The sequence below is a fragment of the Burkholderia arboris genome (assembly GCF_038723655.1).
Lineage (GTDB): Bacteria > Pseudomonadota > Gammaproteobacteria > Burkholderiales > Burkholderiaceae > Burkholderia > Burkholderia arboris.
In genome coordinates, this window is record NZ_CP109821.1 from 661,675 (window position 1) to 673,611 (window position 11,937).

The 11,937-nt window shown below is 67.2% G+C and carries 9 protein-coding genes, 1 other RNA gene and 1 pseudogene; 7 read left to right on the plus strand and 4 right to left on the minus strand.

What is annotated here, in order from left to right:
• Positions 1-68: 68 nt before the first annotated feature.
• Together OHZ10_RS03185 and OHZ10_RS03190 are read right to left on the minus strand one after the other, a co-directional pair.
• Entirely contained in the window at positions 69-5,333 is a 5,265-nt protein-coding gene (locus OHZ10_RS03185) for an autotransporter outer membrane beta-barrel domain-containing protein (RefSeq protein ID WP_342703595.1), read from the minus strand.
• Positions 5,334-5,948: 615 nt separating this feature from the next.
• The gene (locus tag OHZ10_RS03190) at positions 5,949-6,860 is read right to left on the minus strand and encodes a class II glutamine amidotransferase (RefSeq protein WP_059236127.1); all 912 of its coding nucleotides are present in this window, start codon (positions 6,858-6,860) and stop codon (positions 5,949-5,951) included.
• 206 nt (positions 6,861-7,066) lie between these two features.
• On the opposite strand from OHZ10_RS03190, the gene pyrC reads away from it, so the two are divergent.
• From pyrC to rnpB, 4 genes and pseudogenes are all read left to right on the plus strand, one after another.
• Positions 7,067-8,131: a dihydroorotase gene (pyrC, locus tag OHZ10_RS03195; protein ID WP_059236125.1), complete on the plus strand. Its 1,065-nt coding sequence runs from the start codon at positions 7,067-7,069 to the stop codon at positions 8,129-8,131.
• Positions 8,128-8,265, plus strand: a complete 138-nt coding sequence (locus OHZ10_RS03200) for a hypothetical protein (RefSeq protein WP_174993266.1) — start codon at positions 8,128-8,130, stop codon at positions 8,263-8,265. Before pyrC ends, OHZ10_RS03200 begins: the two co-directional genes overlap by 4 nt.
• Positions 8,266-8,331: 66 nt before the next feature.
• A pseudogene (locus tag OHZ10_RS03205) lies at positions 8,332-8,490 on the plus strand (DUF3025 domain-containing protein); the annotation flags it as partial.
• Between the two features lie 12 nt (positions 8,491-8,502).
• An RNA gene (gene rnpB, locus OHZ10_RS03210) (RNase P RNA component class A) lies at positions 8,503-8,914 on the plus strand.
• A 68-nt stretch (positions 8,915-8,982) separates the two neighbouring features.
• Here the strand turns inward: rnpB and OHZ10_RS03215 are convergent.
• Entirely contained in the window at positions 8,983-9,447 is a 465-nt protein-coding gene (locus OHZ10_RS03215) for an OsmC family protein (protein WP_081051880.1), read from the minus strand.
• 410 nt (positions 9,448-9,857) lie between these two features.
• Entirely contained in the window at positions 9,858-10,163 is a 306-nt protein-coding gene (locus OHZ10_RS03220; RefSeq protein ID WP_256085561.1) for a DUF1090 family protein, read from the minus strand.
• A 311-nt stretch (positions 10,164-10,474) separates the two neighbouring features.
• Between OHZ10_RS03220 and rplM the strand changes: the two genes are divergently transcribed.
• The 3 genes from rplM (at position 10,475) to erpA (ending at position 11,908) form a co-directional block, all read left to right on the plus strand.
• The gene (gene rplM / locus OHZ10_RS03225; protein ID WP_009687896.1) at positions 10,475-10,903 is read left to right on the plus strand and encodes a 50S ribosomal protein L13; all 429 of its coding nucleotides are present in this window, start codon (positions 10,475-10,477) and stop codon (positions 10,901-10,903) included.
• An 11-nt stretch (positions 10,904-10,914) separates the two neighbouring features.
• Complete coding sequence (gene rpsI, locus OHZ10_RS03230) at positions 10,915-11,307, plus strand: 30S ribosomal protein S9 (protein WP_006476904.1); 393 nt, start codon at positions 10,915-10,917, stop codon at positions 11,305-11,307.
• 229 nt (positions 11,308-11,536) lie between these two features.
• A complete protein-coding gene (gene erpA, locus OHZ10_RS03235) occupies positions 11,537-11,908 on the plus strand; it encodes an iron-sulfur cluster insertion protein ErpA (protein WP_006759918.1) in 372 nt (123 codons plus the stop codon).
• Positions 11,909-11,937 lie beyond the last annotated feature (29 nt).

Genomic DNA, 11,937 nt, shown 5'->3' on the forward strand with positions numbered 1-11,937 from the left:
TGCGAAAACCGCCCGGCTGACCGCCGGGCGGTTTTTTTTCGTCCGCGTGCGACGGCGTTACCGGCGCGTTACCAGCTGTACCGGTAGCCGACCTGCCCGACGATCCCGCGCCGGTAGTCGCCGCCGATGTTGCGCGCGATCTTCGCGTTCGCGTACAGCTCGCCCGACTTGCCGAAGCCCGCGGTCACGCCGACGCCGAGCTCGTACCAGGTGCGGCCGAGATGCGTCGCGAACGGCGTGCCGCCGACGACGGTCTGGCCCGGCGACAGGAAGTCGTGCAGCACGTCGGCCGTGAAGTACGGCGTCGCGGCGCCGCCGCCTGCGTCCGACTGGAGGTTCGGCCGGAAGATGCGCACGCCGACGCGGCCGCGCAGCGCGTTCGTCGCCGTGCCCGAGACGGCCGATACGTTGTCGTTGAACCCGTTGAGCTTCAGGTACTGATACATCAGCTGTGCCTGGGGCTCGACCGCGACGGGCAGGCTGCCGATCGCGAACGGCTTGCCGACTTCCTGCGACAGCGCGACGCCGAAGCCGTTCTGCGACGCCTCGTTGCCGTAGCTGTCGCGATAGCGGTTGCCGTAGTGCGTGACCTGCCCGACGCTGTCGAAGTAGGTGCCGTCGGACAGGTAGCGGGTCCAGTAGCCGCCGACGCTCTGCGCGTGCATCTCGACCGAGCCCGTCGACGTCGACAGGCCCGGCGTGCCGGCGCGCGCCATGTCGCTGAAGCTCGCATTCGACACGCCGATGCTCGCCGTCACGCCCGCATGCGTGCTGCCGGCGCCGTTCGGCGCCTGCTCGAGCGTCCAGTCCTTGCCGAACTGTGCGAAGAACGTGCGTTCGTCGGCCGAGAAGCGGCCCGCGTTTGCGTCGAGGCTCTGGCCGCCGATGCGCCCCCACACGCCGTCGCGGTTGCCGGGCTGCTGCTTCTCGAGGTTGTAGAAGTCGCCGACGCGCTCGTGCAGCTTGCCGAGTGTCGAGAAGCCGTAGTCGGCGTTCAGCAGCGGCGTCAGCGCGTAGCCGGCGACGCCCGGGCGATACGCGAGCGTGCCGCCGTTCCCGTTCCCGCCGCCGTCACCGCCGCCGGACGGGTGGATCGGATCGCCGGGGTCGGACTGGTCGAGCTGCGAACGCAGGTACCAGCCGTTCGCGTCGCCTTGGCCGCCGCGATAGAGCCGGTATTCGTACGCGCCGGCCTGTACCGGGCCCGCGAGATGGAATGCCGATGGGGCGGTCGTGCCGCCGTTGGCCGTGACGACCACGGGAATCCCGTCGCCGGTCGTCTGCGCGCCGGTGCCGGCCGTGTTGGCGATCTTCAGGCCGGTCGTGCCGCTCGCGGTGCCGCCGTTCACGATCAGCCGGTCGGTCGGCGACGCATCGGCGCCGAGGTACGTGTTCAGCGCGATCGTGCCGCCGTTGCCGACGTAGCTGCCCATCGTCAACGTCTTGTAGCTGCCGGTGAGCGTCGGCGAGCCGGCCGGCGCGGTGAAGGCGACGAGGCCCGCGTTGTTCAGGCTGCTCAGGGCCGAGTTGCCCGTCATGCGCCACGTGCTCGTGCCGTCGATGGTCAGCGCGACCGGATCGATCCTGCCGGTCAGCGTCGTGCCGTTCGCGAGGAGCACGGTGCCGGTGCTCGATGCGTCGGAGACGATGTCGCCCGCGAGGTTGACCGCCGATGCATTGAACGTCACGTTGCTGCCGTTCGCGAGGTTCAGCAGCGTGCCGTTGCCGGCCGTGACGACCGTGCCGTTGCGCACGGCGATGTCGGCGGTGCCGCCGCGCGCGGCGAAGGCCGGCCCGGCGGTGGAGGCCACGCTGCCGCCGTCGACGAGCACCGAACTCGTCGTGCCGTTCGCGAGCGTGTCCGACGTCAGCACGCCGGCCGTCGCGCCCGCGAGCGTCGTGCCGGTCAACGCAAGCACGCCGCCGCTGTTCGCGGTCGCGCCGTTGCCGGCCGCGCTGGCGATCGACGAACCCGCATCGGCGATGCGGCCGCCGTTCTGCGCGACGACGCCATCGGCTGCGGCACCCGATGCGGTGACTTTCGCGCCCGACAGCATGGCCGTCGCCCCGCCGTCCATGAAGACCGCATGCGCGCCGGCGCCCGTCGTCGCGACGGTCGTGCCGCTGGCCGAGAGTGTCGAATCCGCGCCCGATACGAACAGGCCGCGCGCGTTGGCGCCGGCGGTGCGCACGAGCGCTGCCGCATCGGCCGCGATGCGCGCGCCCGCACCGGTCGACGCGAGGCCGTCGGCGCCGCTGCCCGTCGTGGCGATCTGCGTGCCGGCCAGCGCGATCGTGGCGTTCGCCCCGAGGTTGCGGATCCCGCTGCCCGATCCGCCGACCGCGATCGACGTCGCGCCGGCCGCGATGCCGCCGCCCGTGACGGTCGAATCGATCAGCACGCCGTCGGCGCTGCCGTTCGCGATCACGGTGCCGGCGCCCGACAGCGCGACCGATGCACCGGCGCCCGTGAGGCGCACGCCCGCGACGCCGTCGTCGGCTTCGATCGAGCCCGCATTGGCGAGCGTTGCCGCCGCACCCTGCACGAGTGCCCCCGTACCGTTGGACACGCGGATCGTCGACGCGTTGTTCACCGTGCCTTGCGTGCCGACGACGACGCCCGTCGAGCCGGCGCCGGTCAGCAGCACCGTGCTGCGGTTGTCGAGCGTGCCGAGGTTTTGCGCGACGAAGCCCGTCACGCCGGCGGTCGACGACGTGACGGCGGCGTGGTTGGTCAGCGTCGTCGCGACCGGCGCACCCGCATTTGCACCGGCGAGGTCGTGCGCCTGGCCGTCGACGATGCCCGCGGTCGCGCCGGCCGCGTTCAGGTTGATCGTCGCACCCGCGTCGATCGTGCCTGTCGCGCCGCCTTCTACCGCGATCGCGATGCCGTTCGCGCCGTTGACGTTGTAGATCGCGTTGCCGGTCGACAGCGTGGTGCCGGCGTCGGTCGCGAGCACGCCGCGCGCACGCTGGCCGTTGACGTCGGTTGTCAGCGTGCCGGCCGTCGACGTGCCCGTATAGGCCGCGCCGCCTGCGACGCGGAACAGCGTCGAATCGTCGGTGTCGACGCTGAGGTGCTGCGCGGCGACGTTGATTTTCGAGCCCGCGCCGTACGCGTAGAAGCCGATCTGGTTCGTGCCGGACATGAAGGCCGGCACCGCGTTGGCGCCGACGTCGATCGTCGCGCCCGCGCGTGCGTGCACGCCGATTGCGCCGGTGCCCGTCAGGTTGAGCGCGCCGTCGAGCGTGGCTTTCGCGAGCGGCCCCTCGGCCCAGACGCCGTAGTTGCGCGTGCCCGAGGCGGGATCGAGGCCGCCGGCCACGTTGATCGTGCCGGTCGACGTCGCGGCCGTCGCGTGCGTGCCGGTCCCGACGACCATGATGCCGATGCCGTTGACACCGTTCAGCGTGATGGTGCCGGTGTTGGTCACGGTCGCGGCGGTATCGGCCGCGAGCATGCCGACGTTGGCGAGTGGCGTGCCGGTCGCCGCGCCGTTGACGACGATCGAGCCCGCATTGGTCAGCGAGCCGGAGGTCGAGCCGATGCTCGCCAGTGCGGCGCCGTTCTGCGTCTGCGAGCCGATCACGATCGTGCCGAGGTTGCTTGCGGTGCCCGACGCGCCGAGCAGGATGCCGTACGCATGCGCGGACAGCGCAACGTCGTTCGCGGCTTCGGGCGACGCGGCGTCGTACTGGGCCGCGCGCCCGAGATAGATCGTGCCGCCGGCTTCGTTCGTGAAGCTGCCGCCGGCGACGAGGCCGCCGATCACCTGGCTGTCGAGCGTCGTCGCATTGACGCCGACGTTGATCGTGCCGGCGTTCGAGGCGTACGCGCCGTCCGTCGCGGCCACCGCGTAGTTCTGCAGGTCGGGGCGCGTGCTGTTGTTGAAGGTCCATGCGCCGACGTTCATCACGCCGTTGTTGACGAAGCGCGTGCCGGCGCCGTTCGCGTAGATGCCGCTGCCCTCGGTGTACGCGTTGAGGCTGAAGTTGTAGGGCAGCGCGGTGCCGCCCGTGTCGAAGTTGTCGCCGGCCGCGTAGCCGGACGAGATCACGCCGTTGTTCACGCCGCTCGCGCCGGTCAGCAGGCGCACGAGCGTGAAGTCGCCCGACAGGCGCCCGTCGTTGACGAAGTGCGCGCCGTTCTCCGCGAGGACGGCCGAGCTCGAGTCGATCGTATTGGTGCCGCGGAAGTCGATCTGGCCGTCCTTGCCGATGTGCAGCGTCGCGTTGGCGCCGGTGCCGTGCATGACCGTCAGGTAGTCCATCTGCAGCGTGTTCTTGTCGCCCGGCGACACGTTGTTCGCATACTCGAACGATTGCGTGGAGAACGTGACGGCCTGGCTGAAAGCGTGGTCGTACGCGGCCTGCGAGCCGAGCGCGCCGCTCTGGACCGAGCGCACGAGAAAGGTGTTGTACGCGGCGAGCGACGCGGCGTCGGTGACCGTCCACGCGCTACCGTCGAAGGCGGTGAAGGTGCCCGCATACGCCGGCACGTCGAGCAGCACATGGCTGACGGGGCCGCCGCTCGCCAGATAGTCGCCGGTGCCGAGCCACACCTGGTTGCGCGAGTTCCAGTTGACGACGCTTTGCGCCGTGCCCGTGCCGTCCGCGACGAACAGGTCGGTCTGCTTCGGCGCCATCGTGATCGCGTTGCCGGCCGCCGCGGGCGACCCTGCCGGACTGCCGATCGACACGTCGAGCGTGCCGCCGGAGCGCTCGACGGTGCCGATCCGCGTGTTCACGTACTGGTTGCCGTTCACGTCGTGATAGACGGGCACGCTGGTCGAGCCCGCATTCGAGGCGGCGAACGCGGCCGAATCGTAGGTCGCGACCGAGCTGTGGCTGCCGGTGATCGAGTCGGGCGTGCTGACGCTTTGGGTCTTGCCGCCGATCGACAGCAGCGGCTGGTCGGGGTTGCCCGACACGACGGACGTGCTGCCGAGCGGCGTCAGCGTGTAGCCCATATCGCCGGTCGCGCCGGTCCATGCGCCCGTCAGTCCGACCCGGTCGCCGCCCGACACGGTCGTGGCGCCGGCCAGGTTGTCGTTGACGGTCGGGCTGAAACTGTCGAGTGCGCAGGCGCCGCCGTTCGCGACTGCCGCGCCGCTGCCGCACGTCGAAGCATGCGCGGCGCCGGTCGACAGCACGGCCAGTGCGGCACCGAGCGCCGCGACGCGAAGTGGCGACCGGCGCGCGGTCGCGCGTGCCGCACGGTGGCCGGTGCCCGATTCGCCGCGCGAGCGTTTGCCGCGCGCCCGTGCCGTTTCCGCAACCGCGACCCAGCAGCCGGCGGTTTCGCTCCATATCGATCGAAATGAGTGATTCACGACATACCCCTCTTTCTTCTTTTTGAAGTGGCATTCGCCGCCATTCGGCGAATTCGCATTCCGCGGTGCTGCAATCGATCGAAAGGGCGTGCGGCGGCTATGGCTGCGTAGCGCGCCAATCGTGTTTCGTTACACCGAGGATGGGCGGAGTCTACTGACTCGGGTGGCTGCCGATTATCAAGAAAATGGAAACTGTAATGATGCGAACCGTAACGGCCGGTATTTTTGATTTGTGTGGCTAATCGAACCGAAAGCTATGCTGGAGAAGGGTTTGACGGGTTTTGTGAAAGATCTTGAATGGCTGTCGGGGTAGGTGGGATAGCGCACGGTTCGGGTGAAGGCGGCGCGCTAAAATAAGAATCCGGGATTTTTTGATTTAGGCGGATGGTATTTTTTGTTTCGCCTGCGATTTATTTTCGCTTGTGAATGAATAAAATCAAGCGAATGTTGGGTGGCATCGAAGCGTTGCGCCGATGGCGGGGCCAACATGAATCCGTATCGGCCGGAGCGGGGCGATTTCCGCCGGTGACGGGCATCGTCGTGCGTCTCGCGCGAGGTTCGCGCAAGCGGGCAGGAAGCGGGCAGGAAGCGGCCGCGGCCGGTGCCGCGCCGGGCTCAGAAGTCGATTGCGTCGTCGGAATCGCCGTCGGCCGCCGTGGCGAGCGCTTCGCGGGCCGTGCGCGGCGCGGACGCCGACGCGTCGAGCGCCGGATTGCGCAGCTTCTCGAGCACGCGCTCGGGCACCGGGATCTGCATCCGCGCGGCGACGTCGCCGCACTGGAACATGATCAGCTCGCCCGGCTCGAACGCGGTCCAGACTTCGTCGTCGGTGAGCGGCTGCGTCGCGATCACCGCGACGCGATCCTCGGGCGTCGTGTATTTCGCGAAATCGATCGACAGGTCTTCGTCGACCAGATGCGCGGTCGAAAACGGCCAGCGGCGCACGAGATAGTGCAGCCGCGTCGAGCAATGCGCGAACAGCGCCTGGCCGTTCGACATCAGGAAATTGAACACCCCGTGATCGGTGATCCCGCGCGTGAGCTCGCCGACGCGCTCGAACAGCTCGGGCAGCGGCGGCTGCGCGCCGGGAAAGGCCTCGCGCAACCCCTGCATCAGCACGCAGAACGCCTGTTCGCTGTCGGTCGTGCCGACCGGGTGGTAGACGCTGCCGTCCATGTTCGGCGCGTAGTCCTGCAGGTCGCCGTTATGCGCGAAGATCCAGTGCCGGCCCCACAGCTCGCGCATGAACGGATGGCTGTTCTCGAGCAGGATGTGCCCTTGCGTCGCCTTGCGGATGTGCGCGATCGTGTTCTTGGACTTGATCGGGTAACGCTTCACCATTTCGGCGATCGGCGACGTAGCCGATGCCTGGTGATCGATGAACAGGCGGCAGGCCTTGTCCTCGAAGAATGCGATGCCCCAGCCGTCGGCATGGTGATCGGTGAGCCCGCCCCGGGCCGCGAAACCTGTGAAGGAGAATGTGACGTCCGTCGGTGCGGCGCAGTTCATTCCTAGGAGTTGGCACATTTTACTTGGGGCGGCAGGCTGAAGCGGGGGGGTAACGAACCGGGCGAACCCCGGTACAATGCGGCTTCTAGCATATCACCGAGCCCTGAGCGGTAAAAAGCGGATTCCGCTGGCCAAAGGTCCCGTGTTGCGGTTTGCCGTCAGTCGGCCCGCGCACGCGCGTTCCGGCCCCGCCGATGGCAAGCCTGTTCCTCACGACGCCTCCTATGACTGCCTCGAACGCTTCTTCCCCGGCGACGCTCTCGCTCGCCCGTCCCGACGACTGGCACCTGCACCTGCGAGACGGCGACATGCTGGCCGCCGTGCTGCCGCACACCGCCCGCCAGTTCGGCCGCGCAATTGTCATGCCGAACCTGAAGCCGCCGGTCACGACCACCGCGCAGGCGCAGGCCTACCGCGAGCGCATCCTTGCCGCGCTGCCGGCCGGGATGACGTTCGAACCGCTGATGACGCTGTATCTGACCGACAACACGCCGCCCGACGAGATCCGCCGCGCGCGCGAAAGCGGCTTCGTGCACGGCGTGAAGCTGTATCCGGCCGGCGCGACGACGAACTCCGACCACGGCGTCACCGATCTCGCGAAATGCGCGAAGACGCTCGAGGCGATGCAGGAAACCGGCATGCCGCTGCTCGTGCACGGCGAGGTGACCGATGCGTCGATCGACCTGTTCGACCGCGAGAAAGTGTTCATCGACCGCGTGATGACGCCGCTGCGCCGCGATTTCCCGGGCCTGAAGGTCGTGTTCGAGCACATCACGACGAAGGACGCGGCCGACTACGTGCGCGACGCCGATGCGGCGCCCGGCCTGCTCGGCGCGACGATCACCGCGCATCACCTGCTGTACAACCGCAACGCGCTGTTCGTCGGCGGGATTCGCCCGCATTACTACTGCCTGCCGGTGCTGAAGCGCGAGACGCATCGCGTGGCGCTGGTCGAGGCCGCGACGTCGGGCAACCCGCGCTTCTTCCTCGGCACCGACAGCGCGCCGCATGCGCGCGACGCGAAGGAAACCGCATGCGGCTGCGCGGGCTGCTACACGGCGCTGCACGCGCTGGAGCTGTACGCGGAAGCGTTCGACACGGCCGGCGCGCTCGACAGGCTGGAAGGGTTCGCGAGCTTCTTCGGCGCCGATTTCTACGGGCTGCCGCGCAGCGCCGAGACAGTCACGCTGCGCCGCGAGGCGTGGGAACTGCCGCGCGAGATCTTCGCGGGCGACACGCCGGTCGTGCCGCTGCGCGGCGGCGAGACGATCGGCTGGAAACTGGCGTGATCGATGCGCCGCCGCGCGAGCCCGGCCATGCGGCCGGCCGCGCGGCGGCGGATTTCGCGCGGATCGACGGGGCCGCGCCGTGGTTCGCGCCCTATGCGGTGCCGGACCGGCCAGGCGGCCGCATTGGCGGGTGACGCCCGGTGCGATGCGCTGAACGGCGCGTTGCGCGACGGTGCGCGTGTCAGCGGTCGCGGCCGAACGCGCGACGCGCACTGACGAGCCGCGATTTCGCGCCGCTCCCGGCGCTTGGGGTACCGGGCGGGTGCGCCTCGGATGCCGATGCCGCGTTCTACGACGGTCCGGCCGAATTTCGCGGCGGCCGCCCCACGCGCGCTGCCGGCGGCGGCGCGCAGTGCTAGAATGCGCGTCGCAAAGCAGGCTAGGCAGTCGCGGCCTCGCCGCCTTCGGGCGCGCGGGGGCGAGGAAAGTCCGGACTCCACAGGGCAGGGTGATGGCTAACGGCCATCCGTGGCGACACGCGGAACAGGGCAACAGAAAGCAAACCGCCGATGGCCCGGCGCAAGCCGGGATCAGGTAAGGGTGAAACGGTGCGGTAAGAGCGCACCGCGGCGACGGCGACGTTCGCCGGCACGGTAACCTCCACCCGGAGCAATTCCAAGTAGGCAGGCGCGCATTTTCGGATGCAGGACGGGGCCCCCGTCTCGTCTGCGGGTAGGAAGCTTGAGCGCGTCAGCAATGGCGCGCCTAGAGGAATGGCTGCCACGCGCTGTGCGCTTCGGCGCGCAGTGTGCACAGAATCCGGCTTATCGGCCTGCTTTGCCGTTCGAATGCGAAAGGGCCGGCGTCTCCTTGCGGAGCGCCGGCCCTTTTTTCATGCGCGCGCCGCGCGATCAGACGGCGACGATGTCGAACGAATGCGTGAGTTCGGCCGTTTTCGCGATCATGATCGACGCGGAGCAGTACTTGTCGTGCGACAGGTTGATCGCGCGCTCGACCGTGGCCGGGTTCAGGTTGCGGCCGGTGACGGTGAAGTGGAAGTGCACCTTCGTGAACACCTTCGGATCTTCGCTGGCGCGCTCGGCCTTCAGCGTGACCGAGCAGCCGGTCACTTCCTGGCGGCTCTTCTTCAGGATCAGCACGACGTCATAGGCCGTGCAGCCACCGGTGCCGAGCAGCACCATTTCCATCGGGCGCGGCGCGAGGTTGTGGCCGCCGCCTTCGGGGGCGCCATCCATCGTGACGAGATGCCCGCTGCCGGTCTCGGCGGAAAACGCCATGCCGTCCTGGCCCATCCAGCTTACTTTGCATTCCATGCTTGCACTCCAGCGTTGCCTGATTCGGATTCGATCCGGCATTGTAGCTCGCTGCGCAACGGCCGGCTGATGCGCTGCACGACGTGCAATGCCGGCGCCGCTCGGGCAGGGCGCCGGACGGCAATTTCCTCGCGTCTTTTAGGGGTTTTGCTCTAGACGAGGACGATTTCCGCTCATGCCTTGCAGTGGCATGTAATTGATTTTAAAGAAGAAGATGGTTTCTAGCGTGCTCCGCTCGAAATTTCGCATTATGGTTTTTGATTTCGTAATGCAAATTTTCTTGTGAAGTCGGCAGTGCATTCGTATAATGAGCCTCATTGGTTGTCGCGCTGCGGCAACCTCCGAATGTCTCCTCCACCCTCCTCCTAAGGTGGATTAAGCCCGAACCAGCCGTTCGGGCTTTTTTTCGTCCCATGCAAACATCGGCGCGCGGTTTGCGCACGCTGGCAGCGTCACGCGGGCTGCCGTGCGGCCGGTTGCGATGTCGCATCGGGCGCCGTGGCGCGCGAGCGTGCGTCAGGCGCCGGTGCGTGGGCGGCCGACGCATGGCCGTGGCCGCGAGCGCAGAAATGGCGGACGCGTTCGCGCACCGCGCGCAGGCGGGCGACGCGATCCTCCGCATGGGCGTTCCGGGCTTCGGCGATGCGCGCATCGAGCGCGTCGAGCTTGGCTTCGCAGCCGGCGTGGGCGGCGACGGCGGGCGCCGCGGCGGCCAGCAGCGCGGCCGCGAGGAAGGGCGTAAGTCGTTGTTTCTTCATGCTGGTTTGTTGTTTTCCGTGTTCGGCCGGTCGGGCGCGGCAAGGTCAGGTGCCGCGTGTCGATGGGTGCCTCCCCGGGCGCTCGGATCGCCTGGTCAGTTGGGGCACGACCGGATTTTGGCCCATTTCGGCCGCCACGGGCACGGGACGTGGATTCCCTTTGACCGCGTTGCCGTATTTCCTTTATAATTCAGGGCTTTTCCGCATTCATGCCCACGGAAAAAGAACAGGGAGAGCCTGCACCGCGCCTTGAAGCGCACATAGACAAGCAGGAAGAACACATCGGGCAAAGCATTTTTTTTGGATCGATCATGAAGACGTTTTCCGCAAAAGCCCATGAGGTGACGCGCGAATGGTACGTGATTGACGCGACGGATAAGGTTCTCGGCCGTGTTGCCAGCGAAGTGGCACGCCGTCTGCGCGGCAAGCACAAGCCTGAGTTCACCCCGCACGTCGACACTGGTGATTTCATCATCATCATCAACGCGAGCAAGTTGAAGGTCACGGGCAACAAGACTCTGGACAAGAAGTACTACCGTCACTCGGGCTACCCGGGCGGTATCTATGAAACGACGTTCGGCAAGATGCAAGAACGCTTCCCGGGCCGTGCGCTCGAGAAGGCGGTCAAGGGCATGCTGCCGAAGGGCCCGCTCGGCTACGCGATGATCAAGAAGCTGAAGGTCTACGCTGAAGCTACGCATCCGCATTCGGCTCAACAGCCGAAGGCGCTCGAGATCTAAGGGGAGCCCACATGATCGGTAACTGGAACTACGGTACGGGCCGCCGCAAAAGCGCAGTCGCACGTGTCTTCATCAAGGCTGGCAAGGGCGACATCATCGTCAACGGCAAGCCCATCGCTGACTACTTCTCGCGCGAAACGTCGCTGATGATCGTGCGTCAACCGCTGGAACTCACGAACCACGGCCAGACGTTCGACATCAAGGTCAACGTCAACGGCGGCGGCGAAACGGGTCAGGCAGGCGCAGTTCGCCACGGCATCACCCGTGCACTGATCGACTACGACGCGACGCTGAAGCCGTCGCTGTCGAGCGCAGGCTTCGTCACGCGCGATGCGCGTGAAGTCGAGCGTAAGAAGGTCGGTCTGCGCAAGGCACGCCGCGCAAAGCAGTTCTCGAAGCGTTAATTCCGCTTCATGGCCTCGCCGCCTTCGGGTGGCGTCCGCCGGAAAAACCGCCAGCTTTCATGCTGGCGGTTTTTTTATGGCCGCTTGTTTGCCCGCGCCCAGGCCGCCGCTGCGGCAGCCCGCGCGGGCACGTTTGATGAAATCGACAAGAACCTATTGATTTCATGGACTTCAGCACGATCTTCTGATCGGCCCTACAATAGCGGCTAAAGCTTCTTGGAGAGTTCGAATGAACGCTGTTACCGAATCCGCAGCAACGACGACCGATATGCCGCTGCCGTTCGTCTTCACCGACGCCGCGGCCGACAAGGTCAAGCAACTGATCGACGAAGAGGGCAACCCCGACCTGAAGCTGCGCGTGTTCGTGCAGGGTGGCGGCTGCTCGGGCTTCCAGTATGGCTTCACGTTCGACGAGGAAGTCAACGAGGACGACACCGTGATGAACAAGAACGGCGTCCAGCTCCTGATCGACTCGATGAGCTACCAGTACCTGGTCGGCGCCGAGATCGACTACAAGGACGACCTCAACGGCGCCCAGTTCGTGATCAAGAACCCGAACGCGACCACCACCTGCGGGTGCGGTTCGTCGTTCTCGGTCTGAGCGCACGACAGTTTCGCGCCGGTTCGCCG

Coding starts and splice junctions, on each gene's coding strand:
- OHZ10_RS03190 (WP_059236127.1), bottom strand. CDS start 6,860: ATGTGCCAACTCCTAGGAATGAACTGCGCCGCACCGACGGACGTCACA.
- pyrC (WP_059236125.1), top strand. CDS start 7,067: ATGACTGCCTCGAACGCTTCTTCCCCGGCGACGCTCTCGCTCGCCCGT.
- OHZ10_RS03215 (WP_081051880.1), bottom strand. CDS start 9,447: ATGCCGGATCGAATCCGAATCAGGCAACGCTGGAGTGCAAGCATGGAA.
- OHZ10_RS03220 (WP_256085561.1), bottom strand. CDS start 10,163: ATGAAGAAACAACGACTTACGCCCTTCCTCGCGGCCGCGCTGCTGGCC.
- rplM (WP_009687896.1), top strand. CDS start 10,475: ATGAAGACGTTTTCCGCAAAAGCCCATGAGGTGACGCGCGAATGGTAC.
- rpsI (WP_006476904.1), top strand. CDS start 10,915: ATGATCGGTAACTGGAACTACGGTACGGGCCGCCGCAAAAGCGCAGTC.
- erpA (WP_006759918.1), top strand. CDS start 11,537: ATGAACGCTGTTACCGAATCCGCAGCAACGACGACCGATATGCCGCTG.